This window comes from Streptomyces sp. NPDC054813 (genome assembly GCF_053611365.1).
In genome coordinates, this window is sequence record NZ_JBSHAF010000022.1 from 173,063 (window position 1) to 192,725 (window position 19,663).

Genomic DNA, 19,663 nt, shown 5'->3' on the forward strand with positions numbered 1-19,663 from the left:
TCACACCGGGCGGGTGCGGCCCTCCCAGTAGGGGTCGCGCAGCCGCCGCTTGTACAGCTTGCCGTTGGGGTCGCGGGGCATCTCGGTGATGAAGTCGACGGTCTTGGGCCGTTTGTAGCCGGCGAGCTGTTCCGCGCAGTGGGCGAGAAGGGCGCGGGCGAGGTCGGGTCCCGGTTCGTGTCCCGGAGCGGGTTCGACGACGGCCTTGACCTCCTCGCCCCAGTCGTCGTGCGGGATGCCGAAGGCGGCGGCGTCGGCGACGGCGGGGTGGGAGAGGAGCGCGGACTCGATCTCGGCGGGGTAGATGTTGACCCCGCCCGAGATGATCATGTCGATCTTGCGGTCGCGGAGGAAGAGGTAGCCGTCCTCGTCGAGATAGCCGAGGTCGCCGACGGTGAAGAAGTCGCCGATGCGGTTCTTCTCCGTCTTGGCCTCGTCCTTGTGGTACGAGAAGCCGCCGGTGTTCATCTTCATGTAGACGGTGCCGAGTTCACCGGGCGGCAGCCGGTTGCCGTCATCGTCGAAAACCGCGAGTTCGCTGATCGGCCAGGCCTTGCCGACCGTACCGGGCTTCTTCAGCCAGTCCTCGGCGGTCGCGAAGGCGCCGCCGCCCTCGCTGGCCGCGTAGTACTCCTCGACGCTGGGCCCCCACCAGTCGAGCATCGCCCGCTTGACGTGGTCCGGGCAGGGGGCGGCGCCGTGGATGGCGTGCCGCATGGAGGAGACGTCGTAGCGGGAACGCACCTGTTCGGGGAGGGCGAGCAGGCGGTGGAACTGGGTGGGGACCATATGGGTGTGGGTGCAGTGGTGTGCGTCGATCAGGCGGAGCATCTCCTCGGGGGTCCACTTGTCCATCAGGACCAGGCGGTGGCCTATGTGGAGGGACGCGCCCGCGAACTGCAGTACGGCCGTGTGGTAGAGCGGCGAGCAGACCAGGTGGACGTTGTCGCCGAAGGGCTGGATGCCGAAGATGCCGAGGAAGCCGCCGAGGTAGGCCGCCTCGGGGAGCCTGCCGGGCAGCGGGCGGCGGATGCCGCGGGGGCGGCCGGTGGTGCCCGAGGTGTAGTTCATGACCCAGCCGAGCTCACGGTCCGCGGGGGCCGACTCGGGCTGTTGGTCGAGGAGTTCGGCGTACGGCCGGAAGCCCTCGACCTCGCCGACGGCGTACCGGTGGGTGGCCGGGAGACCGGCCTCGTCGGCGGCGTGCCGGGCGGGGCCGGCGAACCGTTCGTGGGCGAGCAGCACCTTGGCGCCGGAGTCGGAGACGATCCAGGCGATCTCCGGGCCGACGAAGTGGTGGTTGACGGGCACGAGGTAGAGGCCGGCCTGGGTGGCGGCGAGGTACGCGGTGAAGAACTCGGGCCCGTTGGGCAGCACGACCGCGAAGGCGTCGCCGCGCTCCAGTCCCGCGGCGCGCAGTCCGTGGACGAGTCTGTTGGCGGCGGCGTGCAGACGGCCCGCGGTCCACTCCTCGCCGTCGGGTGCGACGAGCACCGTGCGGTCGGGCTCGCTGGCGGCCTGGGCCCAGAATCCGGCGGGGGGCGTGCTGGTCACTTGGCGCTCCTTCCGGCGATGCGGTTGATGCGGTCGACGGCCTGCTCGAAGCCGCGGGTGAGGTCGTCGAAGACGGCCTGGACGCTGCGTTCGCTGGTCATCCGGCCGACGATCTGGCCGACGGGGGTACCGAGCAGGGGTTCGACCTCGTACTTCTGGATGCGGGTGACGGCCTCGGCGACCAGCAGGCCCTGCAGCGGCATGGGGAGGGTGCCGGGGCCGTTCGGGTCGTCCCAGGCGTCGGTCCACTCGGTGCGCAGCTGACGTGCCGGTTTCCCGGTGAGGGCCCGGGAGCGGACGGTGTCGCCGGAGCCTGCGGCGAGCAGTTTGCGCGTCACGGCGGGCGAGGAGAGGTCGGCCTCTGTGACGGTCAGCCAGATGGAGCCCAGCCACACACCCTGGGCGCCGAGACTGAGTGCGGCCGCCACCTGCCGGCCGCTGCCGATGCCGCCCGCCGCCAGCACGGGAAGCGGGGCGACGGCGTCGACGACCTCCGGGGTGAGCACCATGGTGGCGATCTCGCCAGTATGGCCGCCGGCCTCATAGCCCTGCGCCACGACGATGTCGATGCCCGCGTCCCGGTGCTTGACGGCGTGCCGGGCGCTGCCCGCCAGTGCGGCGACCAGGACGTCCTGTTCGTGGGCACGGTCGATGACGTCGGCGGGCGGGGAGCCGAGGGCGTTGGCGAGCAGCCGGATCGGGTAGTCGAAGGCGACGTCGAGCTGGGTGCGGGCGACCTGTTCCATCCAGCCGGTGATCCGCCATCCGGACGCCTCGCCGTCGGCCAGCTCGGGCACCCCGTACTTGGCGAGGGTGTCCCGCACGAACTGCCGGTGCCCGTCCGGGATCATCTCCTCGACGTCGGCCTCACTCAGTGTTCTGTTTTTCGGGGCTTCGACCTTCTTGGCGGGCATCACGACATCGAGTCCGTACGGCTTCCCGTCGACATGCTCCTCGATCCAGTCGAGGTCGCGTCTGAGGTCGTCGGGGGCGGTGTAGCGGACCGCGCCGAGCACCCCGAACCCACCGGCCCGGCTGATGGCCGCGGCGACGGCGGGGAACGGCGTGAAGCCGAAGACGGCGTGCTCGACTCCCAGGGTCTTGCTCAGCTCCGTCTGCATGGGCGCAGGATGCCGCAGTCGACCGGCCGACGGAAGAGTTTTCCTGATGCCCCGTCAGATTTCTGCTCCGCCGGCTTTTGCTCCGCCTGTTTTCAGCTCTGTCGGTTTTCCGCTCTGTCAGTTTTGTGCCCTGCCGGATTCCCGCCCTGCCGGATTCTCCGGCGTCCACCGGGTCGGGCGAGGCGCCCGTCACTCCCCCTCCAGCACCGCCATCGCCGCGTTGTGCCCGGGTACCCCGCTCACCCCTCCCCCGCGCACCGCGCCTGCCCCGCACAGCAGGACGTTGGCGTGCCGGGTCTCGACGCCCCAGCGGCCGGCGCCGTCCTGGGCGTAGGGCCAGGAGAGATCGCGGTGGAAGATGTTGCCGCCGGGGAGGCGCAGGTCGCGTTCGAGGTCCAGAGGGGTCTTGGCCTCGATGCAGGGGCGGCCGTCCGCGTCGAGGGCGAGACAGTCGACGAGGGGCTCGGCGAGATGGGCGTCGAGCTGGGCGACGGTGGACCTGAGGAGTTCGGCGCGTACGGCGTCGTTGTCGGCGGCGAAGAGCCGGGCGGGGGTGTGCAGGCCGAAGAGGGTGAGTGTCTGGTAGCCGCGTTCGACCAGGTCCCGGCCGAGGATCGTGGGGTCGGTCAGGGAGTGGCAGTAGATCTCCGAGGGCGGGGCGGCGGGGAGCCGGCCGGCCGCCGCCTGGGCGTGGGCGGTGGCCAGCTGCTCGTAGCCCTCGGCGATGTGGAAGGTGCCGGAGAACGCCTCGCGCGGGTCGACGGCGGTGTCACGCAGCCGGGGCAGCCGCTTCAGCAGCATGTTCACCTTGAGCTGGGCGCCCTCGGCGGGCTCCGGGGCCGGGTCGCCGGTGAGGGCGGCGAGTTCCTGCGGGGCGGCGTTCACCAGCACGTGCCGGGCGGCGACGACACCCTCGCCGTCGGCGGTGCGGTAGGTGACCTCGGCGGCCCGGCCGTCCGTCTCGATCCGTACCGCCTCGTGCCCGGTGGCGAGCACCGCGCCCGCCGAGCGCGCGGCGGCGGCCAGTGCGTCGGTGAGGGCGCCCATGCCGCCCACCGGCACATCCCAGGCGCCCGTGCCGCCGCCGATGACGTGGTAGAGGAAGCAGCGGTTCTGGCGCAGCGAGGGGTCATGGGCGTCGGCGAACGTGCCGATCAGCGCGTCCGTGAGGACGACCCCGCGCACCAGGTCGTCCGTGAAGGTCTCCTCGATGGTGACCCCGATGGGCTCCTCGAACAGGGCCCGCCAGGCCTCCTTGTCGTCGATCCGGCGGCGCAGCTCCTCGCGCGAGGGCAGCGGTCCGGTGAGTGTCGGGAAGACGCGCTCGGCGACCCGGCCGGTCATGCCGTAGAACCGCTGCCAGGCCTGGTACTCCTGCTTGCCCCCGGTCAGCCGTTCGAACGCCTCGCGGATGCGTCGCTCGCCGCCGCCGACCAGCAGTCCGGTCGGCCGGCCGTTGCGCTCCACGGGCGTGTACGACGAGATCGTGCGGCCGCGGACCCGGAAGTCCAGGCCCAGGTCGCGGACGATCTTCCTGGGCAGCAGGCTGACCAGGTAGGAGTAGCGCGACAGCCGTGCGTCGACACCCGTGAAGGGGCGGGTCGAGACGGCGGCGCCACCGGTGCGGGCCAGCCGCTCCAGCACCAGTACGGTGCGTCCGGCCCGGGCCAGATAGGCCGCCGCGACCAGGCCGTTGTGGCCGCCGCCGACGATGATGGCGTCGTAGGTCCTGGATGGTTCGGTGGCAGGGGGCATGGTTCTTCGTAACACATGATGATCTAGGCGGGTAAGAGGCTTGCCGGTTCGCTGTGCGGGGAGGGCCGTTCGGACAGTGCGGATTGCGGGGGTTGTCCCGCCCACGCGGCGGAGCCGTATATGGGCACAGCCCCGCGCCCCTGACGGGCGCGCTCGTCCTACAGGCGTCCGCCCGATGCCTGCTGTTGACGTAGTACCGCCACGCGTCGGTAAAGCTCGACCGCCTCGGCACCTCTGCCCAATTGCTCCAGACAGTGCGCCTCGTCGTTTCGGCTGGCCAGGGTGTCCGGGTGGTCCGGGCCGAGGACCCGCTCCCGGGCGGTGGCCACCCGTCGGTACTCCGTCAGTGCGTCCGTCCAGCGGCCCAGCCAGCCCAGGCCGACCGCGACCTCGCGGCGGCTGACCAGGGTGTCGGGGTGGTCGGGGCCGAGCACGCGTTCGCGGATGGCGCATACGTCCCGGGATTCCGCGAGGGCCTCCTCCCAGCGGGCGAGGCGGCCCAGGTTGACGCCGAGGCCGTGGCGGGCGCGCAGGGTCTCGGGGTGGGCAGGGCCCTGGACGCGGGTACGGTCGTCGATCAGGGCGCGGTAGAGGGTGAGCGCGTCGGCGCTGCGGCCGAGGCGGCCGAGGCTGATGCCGACCTCGTAGCGGGCGGCGAGGGTGTCCGGGTGGTCGGGGCCGAGGGCCCGCGAGCGTGCCTCGGCGACCTCGCGGTAGGTCCGCAGGGCCTCTTCCCAGCGCCCCAACTGACCCAGCGCGTAGGCGACTTCGTAGCGGGTGACCAGGGTGTCGGGGTGCTGTGGGCCGAGGACGCGCGCGCGGGCGACGGCCACGTCGTGGGCCATGCGGTACGAGTCCTCCAGCCGGCCCAGTCTGCTGAGGTTGAAGGCGAGGTTGTGGCGGCAGCGCAGGGTGTCGGGATGGTCCGGACCCATCAGCCGCTGCCGGACGGCGAGTACGGCCGTGTACGCCTGGTGGGCTTCGAAGTGGCGGCCCAACTGACCAAGGACATAGGCCATTTCCTGGCGGACGGCGAGGGTGTCGGGGTGGTCGGCCCCGAGCCCGCGTTCCCGGGCACGGGCGACCTCGGTGTACTCGCGCAGGGCGTCGGCGGCGTGCCCGGTGCGGCTCAGGGTGAAGGCGATCTCGTATCGGCTGGCGAGGGTGTCCGGGTGGTCGGGGCCGAGGAGGCGGGCGCGCTCGGCGGCGACCGCGCGATGTACCTCGCCGGCCTCGGCCCAGCGCCCGAGGCGGCCGAGGCTGAGCCCGGCGTTGTGCCGCCCGGCCAGCGCGGTGATGGCCTCCGGGGCCGGGGCCGGGACCGCGGGGAGGGGTTCGGCGGGGCCGGCGCCCGGGCGGGTCGTCCACTCGCCGGTGAGCCCGGCCGCGGGGTCGGGCGGGGTGGTGCGCAGGCCGGTGCCGGTCGCCTTGTGGCCGGTGGTCATACCGCGAGTCCAGGACGGCAGCCGGGGCTCGCGGAACGCCGTCTCCGGGGACCCGAGTCGGGGCTGCGCGGTGACGACGGTGGGGACGTACGTGGGTGTCGTACGCCCGGAGGTGATCCGGCGGCCCACCTCCTTGGCGTCGTAGGGCCGTTGCTCGGGCCGCTTGGCCAGCAGGTCCAGGACGACCTTCTCCAACCAGCCCGGCAGCTCGGCGCGGCGGTCGCGGGGTGGAGCGGGCGGGGTGTCACGGTGGCCGATGAGGATCGCCCAGGCGTCGGCGAGGTCGAACGGCGGTGCCCCGGTGGCGATCTCGTACAGCACGCAGCCCAGGGAGTACAGGTCGCTGCGCTGGTCGACCTCGGTGCCGCCGATCTGTTCGGGTGACATGTAGTGCGGGGTGCCCATGGCGATGCCGGTGCCGGTCAGCCGGGAGGTGAGGCCGATGTCGTGGCCGAGGCGGGCGATGCCGAAGTCGCAGAGCTTCACCGTGCCGTCGGTGAGCCGCATGATGTTGGCGGGTTTCAGGTCCCGGTGCACGATGCCCTGTTGGTGGGTGTAGGCGAGGGCGGCGGCGACCTGCTCGGCGATGTCGACGACGTCGCCGACGGGCAGCGGATGGTGCTTGTTGTCCTCCATGAGCTGGCTGAGGTTGCGGCCGTCCAGCAGCTCCATCACGAGGTAGAGGATGCCGTCGTGCTCGCCGAAGTCGTGGACGACGGTCACCCCGCGGTGGGAGAGGGCGGCGGCCACTCTCGCCTCCCGGCGGAACCGTTCGCGCAGGACGCGGGTGAACGCCTGGTCGTGGTGCGGGCCCAGCGGTTTGAGGCACTTGACGGCGACCTGGCGGCCGAGGGACTCGTCGCGGGCCCGCCACACCTCGCCCATCCCGCCCCGTCCGATCAGGTCGAGCAGCCGGTACCGCCCCTGGACCAGCCTGGTGTCAGCCATCGCGCGCCGTCGCCCCCCGTCGCTACAGCCCCGCCCTCCCCAGGGGGTCGCGGTCAAGGTGTGGCCGCGCCGAACCGGCCCGTTCCGTGACACACTCCCCTGGTCGTCCAGTATGGCGGTCTAATGCCCGACTTTGTACGGTGCCGGGCGTGCGTCGGGGCCGAGCCTCGCCATGGCGCGCAGGATGTGTTTGGGCGGGAGTTGCCAGCGCAGACGTGCGGGAACACCGCGCAGCAGGGTGCCGGTGGCGCGCAGTCGCCGGGTCACGACGGCGGGTTCGGGGGCCGGTCTGCCGTACAACTCGTGGGCGTACGGCGGCAGAGAGGCGTACGCCAGGTGGGCCACGCGCCGCCACAACACCTCGCGCGCCGGTATCAGGAGCGGGTGCGTCGGGGGGCGGAGCAGGAAGTCGTCCACCGCGCGTGCGTCGGCTCCGGCGGCGAGGAGCGGCCGTACCTCGTGGAAGTAGGCCGCCATGTCCGCCCGGTCGGCCGGTACGGCGGCGGGGTCGAGGCCCACCAGGCGGGCGCTGACCCGGTGTTCGGCGAGGTAGCGGTCGGCCTGGGCGTCGGTGAGGGGGAAACCAGAGCGGCGCAGGACGTGCAGATACGAGTCGATCTCGGCGCAGTGCACCCACAGCAGCAGTGCGGGGTCGTCCACGCCGTACCGCTCCCCGGTGTCCGGGTCCGTCGCGCCCAGCAGGCTGTGGATCTTCCGTACCCGGGCCCCGGCCCGCTCGGCGGCCTCAGTCGTGCCGTAGGTCGTGGTGCCGACGAAGTTCGCGGTGCGCATCAGCCGGCCCCAGGCGTCGCGCCGGAAGTCCGAGTTCTCCATCACGCCGCGCACCGCGCGCGGGTGCAGGGCCTGGAGGTAGAGCGCGCGGACACCGGCGACCCACATCATCGGGTCGCCGTGCACCTGCCAGGTCACGGAGTCCGGGGTGAACAGCCCGGGGTCGCCGCCCATGACCGCAGACTAACGCCGGACCCGTGGCATCCCCAGTCCGATCCACGAGATGATCTCGCGCTGGATCTCGTTGTTGCCGCCGCCGAAGGTGAAGATCACCGCCGAGCGGTAACCACGTTCCAGGTCGCCGTGGAGGACCGCGCCGGCCGAGCCCTCCTTCAGCGGGCCCGCCGCACCGGCGATCTCCATCAGCCAGGCGTAGGCGTCGCGGCGGGCCTCCGAGCCGTAGACCTTGACGGCGGAGGCGTCGTGCGGGGTGAGGGTGCCCTCCTGGACGGCGGTCACCATCTGCCAGTTCAGCAGCTTCATGGCGTCGAGGCGGGTGTGGGTGCGGGCGAGGTTGCGGCGCACCCAGGGCAGGTCGACGACACGGCGGCCGTCGGCGAGCTTGGTCTCCATGGCCCAGCGCTGGACGTCGTGCAGGGCACGGATCGCCATGGTGCCGTGGGCTGCGAGGGTGACCCGCTCGTGGTTGAGCTGGTTGGTGATCAGCCGCCAGCCCTGGTTCTCCTCGCCGACCCGGCGGGATACGGGGACGCGGATGTTCTCGTAGTAGCTGGCGGTGGTGTCGTGCGAGGCGAGGGTGTTGATCACGGTGCAGGAGTAGCCGGGGTCGGAGGTCGGCACCAGGAGCATGGTGATGCCCTTGTGCGGCGGGGCCTCGGGGTCGGTGCGGGTGGCCAGCCAGACCCAGTCGGCGGTGTCGCCGTTGGTGGTCCAGATCTTCTGGCCGTCGACCACGTACTCGTCGCCGTCCCGTACGGCCCGGGTCTTCAGCGCGGCCAGGTCGGTGCCTGCGTCTGGCTCGCTGTAGCCGATGGCGAAGTCGATTTCGCCGGAGAGGATGCGGGGCAGGAAGTACGCCTTCTGTTCGTCCGTGCCGTACCGCATGATCGTCGGGCCGACCGTGTTCAGCGCCATCAGCGGGAGCGGTACGCCCGCCTGGGCGGCCTCGTCGAAGAAGATGAACTGTTCCATGGCGGTCAGGCCCCGGCCGCCGTACTCCTTCGGCCAGCCGACGCCGAGCCAGCCGTCCGTGCCCAGCCGGCGGATCGTCTCCCGGTAGAAGCGTTTCTGCGCGGCCGGGTCGGCGTAGCGGGCATAGGCGTTGTCCGGCACCAGGCCGGCGAAGTAGGCGCGCAGTTCGGTGCGCAGCCGCTGCTGCTCGGGCGTGTGGTCGAGGTGCACGGCGCCTCCAGGCTCCCGACGGGCGGTCCTGACGGCGCACACCGTAGAACGTGTTCCAGAAATTGGGAATGGCGACGCGAGTGCGCGACCCGGCCCGTTCCGGTCAGCCGTGGCGCCCGGCTCAGCCCACGTCCGTGCGACCCGCTTCGGTGCCAGGGCGAGGACCGACACGGAGCCGGCCAGGAACACCGCGGCGAACCGGGCCGGCCCGATGCCGATGGTGGCCACGAGCGGGCCCACGGGCCGCGCCCCGAACGGGCGCGGGGGCGATCTGCGCGCCGGCACGTGTGACAGGTCCGTGCCGGAGCCGGCGGGACCTAGGAAGGCGAAGGAGACGGGGACCGTCGAGACGGCCGTCGCGGCGGGGGCGAGGAGCCGGTCAGCGAGGCGGCGAGGTCGGCGATCAGGGTGCCGCCGGCCTCGCGGCCCGGTGCGCGACGGGTGTTCTCGCGGACCTCCGCGAGGCGTTGCCGGCGGTCGTCGTCGGCGAGCAGGTCCTCGATCGTGTCCACCAGGGCGTCGGGGTCGAAGCCGTAGGTGTCCTTCCGGACGCCGAAGCCGAGGTCGGCGACGCGTTGCGCGTTGTCGTACTGGTCCCGGAACAGCGGGAGGACGATCATCGGCAGGCCCGCGGTGACCCCCTCGCCCAGGGTGTTGCTGCCGCCGTGGGTGATGAGGAGATCGCAGTCGGGCAGCACGCTGGGCTGCGGCAGGAACGGCTCGCCGTACATGTTCGGGCCGAGGGTGACCTCATGGTGGCAGGGGCCCATGGAGACAACGGTGCGGTGTCCGGTGCGGGCCACGACGTCCACGAGGTGCTGGAGGAGCCGGGTGTCCAGAGACCCCAAAGACCCCAGGGACAGGTAGCGGCGCCGTTCCAGTCCCCGCCGGCGAGGACCGGCTGGAGCTTGTTGATGAGGTCGTGGAGTTCGTCGGCGATGGTCTGGGCGACGCCGTTGATGCGCGTGCCCGAGCCGGCGAGTTCCTCCTTGACCATGAGGTTCGCGCCGTCGACGTTTCCTGCCATGATTCACTCCCTGGTGGTGGCGGATGCCGAGTGGGGCCTTCGGGTGCCGTTGATTTGACGACGAGTCAGCTGAGGTTGGCGCTCGGCAGCCCGGCCTCGATGTTGTTGATCGAGGTGATGTTCTGCTGCTCGCTGTCGGTGTAGTTGACGTAGTTGCCGCGCAGCCCGCCGGCGATGTCGGTGAGTGCGTCGTGGAGCATGCGGGAGTAGATGTCGTACTCCTGCATCAGGGCCTGGAAGGTGTCCTGGGCGATGCCCTGCCACCAGCCCTCCATGTTGACCACGTAGGTCTTGAGGTCCGAGAGCTGCCCCTGGATCTCGGCCGCCGTGCTGTCGCACGACGTCGCGGCCAGCGAGATCTGCTCCGGTGTCACCTTGAAGTCGGTCACCGTACAGCTCCTGTCCGGGTGGACTGATACCGGTCCAGTTCAGCGTCGCAGCGGCAACGAGAGGCCGACAGATCCCCATTCCGGTGTCCCCGGGACCCGGCGGACGGCGTCCCGGCGCGGGGCGGCAGGACGGCAGGCATGCCAGAACTTCCGGGCATCGCAAGGGACTTGATGTGACGACAGATGGGTGTCCGACCGGGCGCTGCGTCCGCTCACCCTGCCGTCAGGGGTGTCGAGTCGGCCGCCAACGGCATCATCGGCCGCCTCGGGCCGTCGCTCGCACACCCAACTCGCCGTCGTCGGCCGGTTGCGCAACCTCGCCCCCACGGGACAACTCCCGCCCCGTACACGGCCAGAGAGGCTCAAGGGAGGCGCCCCCCCAACGGCCCAAGGGGGCGGCCTCCAACCCCTCCTGCTCGGAATGCTCAGTCGATACAGAACTCGTTGCCCTCGATGTCCAGCATCGGGATGCACGCGTCATTGCCGTCGTACAGCGTTCGCACGTGTACCGCCCCGAGCGGGACCAGTCGTGCGCATTCGGCCTCAAGTGCGGCAAGGCGCTCCTTGCCCACGAGGCCGGTGCCGACCCGCACGTCAAGATGCACCCGGTTCTTGACGGCCTTCCCCTCGGGAACACGCTGGAAGTACAGTCGCGGGCCCACCCCCGAGGGATCACTGCAGGCGAACCATGAATCCTGCTGCTCAGGTGGCAACGAGCCCTTGTAGTCGTCCCAAGTGGCAAACCCCTCCGGTGGCGGCGGTACGACGTACCCCAACACCTCGCACCAGAAGCGAGCCAGGCGCTCAGGTTCTGCGCAGTCAAAGGTGACTTGGAACTTCTTGATCGCTGACATCGGCGCAACATACCAGGGGGACTCTGCCTCCCACCGATGGTCCCCAGGATCCAGCCCTGACCAACCACCCTCACGTCAAAGACCAGTTACGGGACTGCCATGCGGCGGGTATCGGATCGCCGCCAGCCAGACGGCGATCACCGGGAGGGACAGCACCTGGGAGAGGAACACGACCCGCGCGGCCGGTATGTTCCGCGAGGTCCTGGCGCCGCAGTAGTCCGCCGCGCCCCAGCCGAGCGCCGCCACGGCGGCCAGCAGTGTGGTGACCATCAGGCACCTGTCCGGCTCAGCAGCACATCGCGTCTGGCGTCGGCCAGGTAGCAGGCCGCCTGGCGGGGCGTGCACACCGCGTCCTCGGCGAGCTTCAGCGTCTCCGTCACCAGGTCGCGCAGGGCTCCCCGGACCTTGGACAGGGAGGAGTCGGCGGTCGGGGCGACATCGCCGTAGAGCACCCACCACCAGGCGTTGGTGCCCGAGTTGGCGACGACGTCGGGTACCACGACGCGGCCGCGGGCGCGGAGCATCTCCTCCGCGCCCGCGGTCACGGGCAGGTTCGCCGCCTCCACGATGTAGCGGGCCGCGACCCGGTCCTGGTTGGCCTCGTGGACGGTGTAGGAGGTCGCGGCGGGGACCAGCACGTCGGCCGCGAGCGACAGGCAGGCGTCCCGCTCCAGCAGGACGTCGTCCGGACCGAGCCGGCTGCGGTCGATGGCGCCGTACGCCCGGCGGTGGCGCAGCATGTCGTCGACGGCCAGGCCGCGCGGGTTGGCGACGGTGCCGTGGACGTCCGAGATCCCGGCCACCCGGATCCCCGCCTCGTGCAGGAAGCGGGCCGTGGAGCCGCCCATGGCGCCGAAGCCCTGGATGACGGCGGTGGCGGACGTCCGGGAGACACCGTCCCGGTCCAGGAGCGTGAGCACCGCCTCCGCGACCCCGCAGCCGCCGACCAGTTCGGCGAGTCCGATGCCGTCGACCTCGACGGCGAACGCGTCGGCGAATCGTTTCCGCGCCGCCGGGGGGTCGTCGAGGGTGCGCACGACCGGGGCGATGCAGCCGTCCACGCCCAGCTCGCCGAGCACCTCTTCGATGAGTTCCGTGGTGGTACCGGGGTCGTCACCGGTCGCGCAGTTGTTCTCCAGTTACGGCCGGATGAAGGCGAGGAAGCGGGAGAGCACACCGCGCGCCTCGCTGCTGAGCGGGTCGCAGTCGATCCCGCCCTTTGCGCCGCCCATGGGGAGGTAGCGGCCCGTGGGGTCGTAGTGCAGCGCCTCCTTCACGCTCATCGCCGCCGCCAGCTCCCTGACCTCCTCCAGGTGAGTGACGCTTCGGGGGGTCGGGTCGCCGCGCCGCCGGCACCGGCCGCGGGCGGGGTGAGAAGACCGCTGTTCACGGCGATGGGCTCCTAGGGAAGGAAAGCCGATGAGGAGTGACCACGGAGCGCGCCACTGGCGGTCGTGGAAGACCCGGAAGCGGCCACTCACGCGCGCTCCGACGGTAGTTCCGGCCGTGGATCACTGGGCAGTCCCCTATTCCGGGGCATGGCCGGCGCCCCTCTTGGGGAACCGCTTCGCGGTAGCCTCTCCCTGTTCGATCAACCGCACAGGTCACGCGAGGAACCCCATGAGCCAGCCGGAGCCCAGCGCCGGGACCACGGCACCGGCGGACGTACACATGCCGGATTCCGTAGCGGCCGGCACGCTCAATCACGCGATCCTCCGCGTGGCCCGTCTGCACCGCATGCTGGCCGGCCAGCTACTGCGCCGGGTAGGGCTCCACCCCGGCCAGGAACTGGTCATGATGCAGCTGTGGGACCGGGGCCCGCAGCGGCAGACCGACCTCGTCCGGCTGCTCGGCTCCGACGCCGCCACCATGACCCGTACCGTCAGGCGGCTGGAGAACGCGGGCTTCGTCCGCCGGCACCCCAGCGCCACCGACAAACGGGTCTCCATCATCGAGCCCACGGCGGCCGGCAACGCCCTGCGCGGTGAGGTGGAGCAGGTCTGGACGGACCTGGAGGCCAGGGTCGCCGAGGGCATGACCCCGGCCCGGCAGGCCGAGGCCGTCGAAGTCCTGAACCGCATCGAGGAGAGCCTCGCCCGCGCGACGTCGCAGCAGACCTGAACAGGATCGGGGCCGACATCCGCGGCGAGGCCGGGCGGTCTGCGACGGCGGGGTGACGGGCCGTCAGCGTGCGACCGCGAGGTCCGCGGAACCGGCCGGCTTACGACGGGCGGCGACCCGGTCCAGTACGTACTGGAGGGTGAGGCAGCCCAGGCCCCAGGCGGCCAGGGTCGTCACGGCGCCGGTGAGATGCGCGTCGTGGAAGTAGGCGGCGCCCCGGAGTCCGCGTACCGCCGCGGCCGGCGGCAGGACCGAGGCGAGCGGGGAGAGCCAGGCGGGCAGGAAGGTGGCCGGCAGGATGCCGCCGGAGGTGGCGTTGCCGAGGATCAGCAGCACCACGGAGGCGACCGGCATGCCGAGCGGCCCGAACACCCGAAGCAGCACTCCGGCGGCCGCGGCGGCGGCCCACGCCAGCAGGCCCACCACGAGGGCGACCACCGCGAACGGGGCGGGCAGCGCGCTCAGGGCGCTGTGCCCGATCAGTGCCACCATCAAGCCGGAGGCGGCGGCGAAGACCAGCATCGAGGCGACGCGGACGGCCAGCCCCAGGCGTGGCGCTATCTGGTAGGAGGAGACGGCGAAGAGGAAGCCGGCGAGCACGACGCCGAAGGCGGCGTAGAACACCGACAGTCCGCGGGAGTCCCCCGCCGCCAGGGGCAGTACGTCCTTGACGGGAACCGGCTTGCCGACCGCGGTGGTCAGCGCCGTGGCGAGGCTGGACACCGTGGACGGCCCCTGCGCGCCGGCGACCAGCAGGCGCGTGCCCCGGCCGTCGGCGACCAGGGCGGCCGGAACCTGGTCGTGGGTGACCGCCCGGCGGGCGGCCGCGGCATCCGGGTAGCGGTAGAAGGTGTACCCGTCCGGGGCCGCGTTGTTGAGGGCGAGTTCGGTGTGCGCGGCCACCTTGTCGGAGGCGGCGATGCCGACCGGCTGGTGACGGGCCGTCGGGGAGTGGAAGGCCGCGAGGTACACGGCGACGAACACGGTGCCTATCGCCAGCGCGGTGAGCACCGGCACGAGTACCGCCTTCCGGGCGCCGGCGGCCGCCGCGAGCACCGGGGCGGGCAGCCCGGGTTCGGAGTCGACCAGCGCGTGCCTGGCGTGCCGGACGTGATCGACGGCGGGGTCGGCACCCGGGGGGTACGGGGCCGCCTGGGGCGGCACGCTGACAGAGGGCTGTATGCCGTGGTGCATGGGCGAGAGCTTTCCGGGGTCGGGCGGGGCGCTGGGGCTTCGTGGCCTGCCGCTGATGGTCGGGGTGTGGGGCGGGTTCGCCGTTGCCGTTTCTTCGGACTGTCCGTCCAGAACATCCCGCCGTCCTAGAACATCCCGCCGTCGAGCTGCAGCGTGCGGCCGGTCATGTAGGCCGCGTCGGCGGAGGCGAGGAAGGCGTATGCGGCGGCGACCTCGGAAGGCTCAGCCAGCCGCCGCAGCGCGACGCCGACCTTCAGCCACTCGGACAGGTCCTGCTTCCCGGCCAGGTCGGGGTGGAGATAGCTCGCGCCGTTCTCGCGCGCCATGTCCGTGGCGGTGCCGCCCGGAGCGATGGCGTTGATGGCGATGCCCTTGCGTCCGAGTTCCGCGGACAGGTTCAGGACCATCGACTCCACCGCCGCCTTGCTCGCGGCGTACAGCGTGTGCCCGAAGAACGCCTTGGACGCGCTCACCGACGAGGTCAGCACGATCCGGCCGCCCTCGCCCAGGTGGGCGACGGCGTGCTGGACCGCGAACAGCTGCCCGCGTGTGTTGACCGCGAAAACACGGTCGAAGTCGGCCGGCGTGATCTTCTCCAGCGCGTCGAAGTGCTCGATACCGGCACAGGACGCGAGCACGTCCAGCCGGCCGAACTCGGCGACCGCCCGCTCGATCAGCGCTCCGGTCTGCTCCGGGTCGGCGACGTCGGCCTGGACGGCGACGGCCCGACCGCCGCCGTCACCGAGTTCGGCGACCAGGGCGGCCGCGGCCTCCTGGTTGCCCCGGTAGCCGATGGCCACCGCCGCACCCTCCTGGACCAGGCGCCTGGCGACCGCGGCGCCGATGCCACGGCTGCCCCCGGTGACGACCGCCACCTTGCCTTCGAATCGTGCCTTCTGCGCGGATGACACCACTGCTCTTCTCCAAGGAAACGTCGCCGACTGTCTCTGTGGGCAACGGCCGCGGCGCCCTGACCCGACGGGAGCGTGCACCGCGCCCGGGCGTGTGCGTCCGGACGTCGTCGGTCTACGACGGCATGCCCACCGTAACATCAAGCGCAGGAAATCCTTCGCTTATCGCCTCACGAGAATCCGACTGACGTAACCTCGACGCGTCGACCCGCGATGATCACGGCCGGTCGGCGCGGCCGAGAAAGGACGGGCACACGGTGGCTTCCCGCACCCCTGGCGACAGCGGCAGACCACGGCTGCGCGCGGACGCGGCCCGCAACCGGGCGCAGATCCTCGCCGCCGCCCGCACCGCCTTCCGTGAACTGGGCACCGCCGCCCCCCTGGACGAGATCGCCCGCCGCGCCGGCGTGAACATCGCCACGCTCTACCGCCGCTTCCCCGATCGGGAGGCCCTCGTCCAGCAGGTCGTCCTCGACGGGTTCGCCACGGTGGCCGAGGCCGCTCGCCGCGCCCTGGACACCGCCGAGCAGGACCCCTTGGCGGCCGTCGAGGGGTTCCTGCTCCACCTGGTCGACGAACGGGACACGCTTGTACTCCCCCTGATCGGCGGGCCGGTCGCCACCAGCCCCGACGCGGTCGAACTCCAGGGCCGGATCGCGCCGCTCCTGGACGAGGTACTCAGCCACGCCCGCTCCCGGGGCGCGATCCGATCCGATGTCACGCACATGGACCTGATCACCACCGGGGCGCTGGTCTGCCGCCCCATGCCGTACCTGCCCACGGAACAGGCCAAGGCCCTGGCCACCCGCCATGTGCGCATCTTCGTGGACGGCCTGCGCCCGAACGACCCCCGTCCACTGCCGCCCTCCCCGACACATCAGGACATCACCGTCCATCTCCACACGAGCACAGAGAGCGACTGAGCCACCCGCACGGCCGCCGGTAACATTTGCCGACCATTTATTTCTCGCACGTCGGAAGAGATTCCGACACCCTGCGCGAGCAAGACCCTCAGGCGCATGGAAACTCCAAGGTCAGATGCCTTCTCAGGGTCGCAGCACAGCCCCCACCACCCCCGCAAGTGACCCACATCACAACACCACTTCTGGAAGCGACAGTGAGTTTACTTGTTCGGACAGTAAATGGCTCGGACAGGGGCGGACCGTCACACGCCGAGCCCTGTCCGCAAGCGGCCGCCCTCAGCGGCAGGTGTTCCCGTGAACCAAGGATGATGATCATGCCGAAGGCCTTCGAAGCGACCGAACTCGGCGGCAGGCGCCTCGCCAACCGGATCGTGATGGCGCCGATGACCCGCTCCCGCGCCTACGGCGAGGGCAACACCCCGACCGATCTGATGGCCGAGTACTACGCCCAGCGCGCCGGGGCCGGCGTGATCGTCACGGAGGGCACCCAGCCGTCGGTGATCGGCCAGGGCTACCCCGACACTCCCGGCATCCACTCCGCCGAGCAGGTCGCCGGCTGGCGCAAGGTCACCGACGCCGTCCACGCCCAAGGCGGCGTCATCTACCTCCAGTTGATGCACACCGGCCGCGTCAGCCACCCGTCCCTGATGGGCCGCACCCCCGTCGGCCCCTCCGCCGTAAAGGCTGCGGGCCAGGTCTACACCCACGCCGGTCCGCAGGATTTCGTCACGCCGAAGGAGCTCGCCAAGGAAGAGATCCGGGACACGATCGCGGACTACGCCGACGCGGCCCGCAACGCCGTCGAGGCAGGCTTCGACGGCGTGGAACTGCACGGCGCCAACGGCTACCTCATCCACCAGTTCCTCGCGCCGAACTCCAACACCCGTACTGACGCATGGGGCGGCAGCCCCGAGGGCCGGATCCGGTTCGCCGTCGAGACCGCCAAGGCGGTTGCCGAGGCCATCGGCGCCCACCGGACCGGCTTCCGCATCTCCCCCGGCAACCCGTACAACGACATCGACGAGAGCGACCGCACCGATGTCGACGCCACCTACACCACCCTCGTCGACGCCCTCGCTCCCCTGAACCTCGCCTACCTCCACCAGATGGAAGCCCCCGAGATCCGCGACCTGACCCTGCGCCTGCGCAAGGCCTGGCCCACCACGTTCATCCTCAACCCCTTCACGGGCATGGAGCCCACCGGCCCGGGCGCACTGACGCTGCTCGATGACGGCACCGCCGACCTCATCGCCTACGGCGCCCTCTTCCTCGCCAACCCGGACCTGCCCGCCCGCCTCGCCCGGGGCGGCCCCTACAACGCCCCCGACCGCGCCACCAGCTTCGGCGGCGACCACACCGGTTACACCGACTACCCGACCCTCGACTGACCCCGGACCCGGCACCACGACCGGCACCCCGCGGCGCCCAACCGGCTGCCCCCAGGGCGTCGCGGCGCGGGAGAGCCCCCGGCCTAGCCGGCGAGGACGTACACAAGCCGACCCAGTACCGTCGCCAAGAACGCCGCGGGCGGGGCGAGAAACCAGATGCTCAACCAGCGCTTGCCCACCGGGATCAGCGTGACCAGAGCGGTCAGGGGCGCCAGGAGGCAGGCGATGTAGCCGGCGACGAGATTGTCGAACGGGAACGCCCGGGGCGGTGCGAAGGCCAGCCAGGTGTAGACGCCGGTGACTAAGTTCAGGAACGCCAGCAGGACGGTGAAGGCAGCGCCGCCCAGGACGGTGCCGACGGTCAGCCGTCGGCGTAACGGCGTCTCAGGCGATGGCATCTCGGCTCCCCGTCGGCGGTGACACCCCGCGGAAAGGCTAGGCCGTTCAGGCCATCACCGCCATGAACTCCGTACAGGCCGCGGCGCATGCCCGGCACGCGGCCGCGCTCTTCTCGGCGCCGGGCCGACTGTCGAAGGTCTGGGCGCACTGGAGGCAGATCGTCCGGCACCACTCCAGCTGGACGCGCAGACCGGCCTCGTCCTGGACGTTCTCCTCGGTCAGCGCCCGGCAGGTCGCGTCGCACACCTCGGCGCACATGATGCCCGTACGGCGTACCCGCTCCAGCTCGACCGAGCCCTCCGGATCGAGCACGCTGGCGCCCAGCGCACACAGTCGAGCACATTCCGTACAGGCCTGCGCGCAGGCGAAACGATCCTCAAGGTATCCGTACAGCTCCTGTTGAGAAGTCGTCGACGTCATGCACCCCGGGTTGCCGAGCCCCGGACCGGCAAACCGCCTCCGAGAACGACAGGGGCGTCAGCCCCATTTTCGGGCTGCCGGTGTCTTCCGGTTCGAAAGGCGCCGTGCAGCCCGAGGCCGCCTTCCGGTTCCGCTGAGACCGCTTGCGTGGCGTGAGCATGGCCACATCCCGAATTCGAGGGGCCCCTCATGTTAGTCTGGACGCATGAGTCAGCAGCACGTCCTGTCCGCGCCTCAGGCACCGGCCAAGGCACTGCGCCGTGATGCGCAGCGCAACAGGGACGCGATCGTGGCCGCCGCCCGCAAGGCCTTCGCCGAGCAGGGGCTGGACGCGTCCCTGGAGGGTGTTGCCCGCGAGGCGGGCGTCGCGATCGGGACGCTCTACCGGCACTTCCCCCGCAGGCTCGACCTGGTCGAAGAGCTTTTCACCGCGAAGTTCACGGATCTACTGGCCGCGGCCGAAGAGGCCGCGGGCATGGACGACACCTGGGCAGGGTTCTGCCACTACCTGGAGAAGCTCTGTCAACTGCAGGCCTGCGACCGCGCCTTCAACGACCTGGTCTCGGCCCGGCTGCCGGTCCATGCGCTCGGCAGGGGAATCTTCGAGCGCACACAGGAACGGGCCGCCCAGATCTTCCGCAACGCGCAGGAGCAGGGCGTCCTCCGTGACGACGTCACCCCGGAAGACCTCGCTTTCGTGATCTGGTCCCAGGCCGGCATCATCCAGGCCACCCGTGCCGTCGCCCCCAACGCCTGGCGCCGCCACCTGCACCTGATGCTTGACGCGTTCCGTGCGCAGTGTACCCATGAGCTGCCGGAGCCTCCGCTGACCGCCCGGCAGGTCGACCAGACCCTCACCACTCTCGAGTGCCCCGAAGAGGAGTGCCGCGAGTGCCAGGAGGAGGCATGAGCCGCGGCGGGTGAGGCCGCCGGGCAACACGACAGCGAGCGGGGGCCCGGGGGGCGGGGGGGGCCCCCCCCCCCCCGCGCGCGACGGCGGGGGGCCCACGCCGGGGCGGGGTGGGTTACACCCGCCCCCGGGCGCCCCGCCCCCGCCCGG

Annotated in this window: 20 protein-coding genes; 4 read left to right on the forward strand and 16 right to left on the reverse strand. The window is 71.4% G+C overall.

Features of this window, described 5'->3' with window-relative positions:
• The 12 genes from ACWGJB_RS35980 to ACWGJB_RS36035 all read right to left on the reverse strand — a co-directional run bounded on the left by ACWGJB_RS35980 (position 1) and on the right by ACWGJB_RS36035 (position 12,728).
• Complete coding sequence (locus ACWGJB_RS35980; protein ID WP_453384241.1) at positions 1–1,554, reverse strand: acyl-CoA synthetase; 1,554 nt, start codon at positions 1,552–1,554, stop codon at positions 1–3.
• The gene (locus tag ACWGJB_RS35985) at positions 1,551–2,675 is read right to left on the reverse strand and encodes a nitronate monooxygenase (protein WP_453384242.1); all 1,125 of its coding nucleotides are present in this window, start codon (positions 2,673–2,675) and stop codon (positions 1,551–1,553) included. Before ACWGJB_RS35985 ends, ACWGJB_RS35980 begins: the two co-directional genes overlap by 4 nt.
• A gap of 189 nt (positions 2,676–2,864) precedes the next feature.
• Entirely contained in the window at positions 2,865–4,430 is a 1,566-nt protein-coding gene (locus ACWGJB_RS35990) for a phytoene desaturase family protein (protein ID WP_453384243.1), read from the reverse strand.
• Between the two features lie 158 nt (positions 4,431–4,588).
• Positions 4,589–6,823, reverse strand: coding sequence for a tetratricopeptide repeat protein (locus ACWGJB_RS35995; protein WP_453384244.1), 2,235 nt, complete (start codon positions 6,821–6,823; stop codon positions 4,589–4,591).
• A gap of 120 nt (positions 6,824–6,943) precedes the next feature.
• Entirely contained in the window at positions 6,944–7,789 is an 846-nt protein-coding gene (locus ACWGJB_RS36000) for an oxygenase MpaB family protein (protein WP_453384245.1), read from the reverse strand.
• 9 nt (positions 7,790–7,798) lie between these two features.
• Positions 7,799–8,977: an acyl-CoA dehydrogenase family protein gene (locus tag ACWGJB_RS36005; RefSeq protein ID WP_453384246.1), complete on the reverse strand. Its 1,179-nt coding sequence runs from the start codon at positions 8,975–8,977 to the stop codon at positions 7,799–7,801.
• A gap of 317 nt (positions 8,978–9,294) precedes the next feature.
• Positions 9,295–9,825, reverse strand: a complete 531-nt coding sequence (locus ACWGJB_RS36010; RefSeq protein WP_453384247.1) for a glycosyltransferase — start codon at positions 9,823–9,825, stop codon at positions 9,295–9,297.
• 244 nt (positions 9,826–10,069) lie between these two features.
• Entirely contained in the window at positions 10,070–10,393 is a 324-nt protein-coding gene (locus ACWGJB_RS36015) for a WXG100 family type VII secretion target (protein WP_453384248.1), read from the reverse strand.
• Positions 10,394–10,818: 425 nt separating this feature from the next.
• Positions 10,819–11,247: a VOC family protein gene (locus ACWGJB_RS36020; protein ID WP_453384249.1), complete on the reverse strand. Its 429-nt coding sequence runs from the start codon at positions 11,245–11,247 to the stop codon at positions 10,819–10,821.
• Positions 11,248–11,322: 75 nt separating this feature from the next.
• Positions 11,323–11,517 (reverse strand): hypothetical protein, encoded by a 195-nt coding sequence (locus ACWGJB_RS36025; protein ID WP_453384250.1) that lies wholly within the window; start codon positions 11,515–11,517, stop codon positions 11,323–11,325.
• Entirely contained in the window at positions 11,517–12,326 is an 810-nt protein-coding gene (locus tag ACWGJB_RS36030) for a hypothetical protein (RefSeq protein WP_453384251.1), read from the reverse strand. The genes ACWGJB_RS36025 and ACWGJB_RS36030 overlap by 1 nt, the downstream gene beginning before the upstream one ends.
• A gap of 60 nt (positions 12,327–12,386) precedes the next feature.
• Positions 12,387–12,728, reverse strand: a complete 342-nt coding sequence (locus tag ACWGJB_RS36035; RefSeq protein ID WP_453384252.1) for a Glu/Leu/Phe/Val dehydrogenase dimerization domain-containing protein — start codon at positions 12,726–12,728, stop codon at positions 12,387–12,389.
• 139 nt (positions 12,729–12,867) lie between these two features.
• Here ACWGJB_RS36035 and ACWGJB_RS36040 point away from each other — a divergent pair, with 139 nt between their 5' ends.
• The gene (locus tag ACWGJB_RS36040) at positions 12,868–13,368 is read left to right on the forward strand and encodes a MarR family winged helix-turn-helix transcriptional regulator (RefSeq protein ID WP_453384253.1); all 501 of its coding nucleotides are present in this window, start codon (positions 12,868–12,870) and stop codon (positions 13,366–13,368) included.
• Positions 13,369–13,431: 63 nt separating this feature from the next.
• On the opposite strand, the gene ACWGJB_RS36045 is transcribed toward ACWGJB_RS36040, so the two are convergent.
• Together ACWGJB_RS36045 and ACWGJB_RS36050 are read right to left on the reverse strand one after the other, a co-directional pair.
• The gene (locus ACWGJB_RS36045) at positions 13,432–14,562 is read right to left on the reverse strand and encodes an ABC transporter permease (protein ID WP_453384254.1); all 1,131 of its coding nucleotides are present in this window, start codon (positions 14,560–14,562) and stop codon (positions 13,432–13,434) included.
• A 125-nt stretch (positions 14,563–14,687) separates the two neighbouring features.
• Positions 14,688–15,473, reverse strand: a complete 786-nt coding sequence (locus ACWGJB_RS36050; RefSeq protein ID WP_453384255.1) for an SDR family NAD(P)-dependent oxidoreductase — start codon at positions 15,471–15,473, stop codon at positions 14,688–14,690.
• 257 nt (positions 15,474–15,730) lie between these two features.
• Here ACWGJB_RS36050 and ACWGJB_RS36055 point away from each other — a divergent pair, with 257 nt between their 5' ends.
• Together ACWGJB_RS36055 and ACWGJB_RS36060 are read left to right on the forward strand one after the other, a co-directional pair.
• Complete coding sequence (locus ACWGJB_RS36055) at positions 15,731–16,396, forward strand: TetR/AcrR family transcriptional regulator (protein ID WP_453384256.1); 666 nt, start codon at positions 15,731–15,733, stop codon at positions 16,394–16,396.
• Between the two features lie 314 nt (positions 16,397–16,710).
• Positions 16,711–17,784, forward strand: a complete 1,074-nt coding sequence (locus ACWGJB_RS36060; protein WP_453384257.1) for an alkene reductase — start codon at positions 16,711–16,713, stop codon at positions 17,782–17,784.
• A gap of 83 nt (positions 17,785–17,867) precedes the next feature.
• On the opposite strand, the gene ACWGJB_RS36065 is transcribed toward ACWGJB_RS36060, so the two are convergent.
• Together ACWGJB_RS36065 and ACWGJB_RS36070 are read right to left on the reverse strand one after the other, a co-directional pair.
• Positions 17,868–18,182 (reverse strand): hypothetical protein, encoded by a 315-nt coding sequence (locus ACWGJB_RS36065; RefSeq protein ID WP_453384258.1) that lies wholly within the window; start codon positions 18,180–18,182, stop codon positions 17,868–17,870.
• A gap of 46 nt (positions 18,183–18,228) precedes the next feature.
• Positions 18,229–18,603 (reverse strand): ferredoxin, encoded by a 375-nt coding sequence (locus ACWGJB_RS36070; protein WP_453384259.1) that lies wholly within the window; start codon positions 18,601–18,603, stop codon positions 18,229–18,231.
• A 205-nt stretch (positions 18,604–18,808) separates the two neighbouring features.
• Between ACWGJB_RS36070 and ACWGJB_RS36075 the strand changes: the two genes are divergently transcribed.
• Positions 18,809–19,513 carry a TetR/AcrR family transcriptional regulator gene (locus tag ACWGJB_RS36075; protein WP_453384260.1) on the forward strand — a complete coding sequence of 235 codons (705 nt, stop codon included), beginning with the start codon at positions 18,809–18,811 and terminating at the stop codon, positions 19,511–19,513.
• The last annotated feature ends 150 nt before the right edge of the window (positions 19,514–19,663 follow it).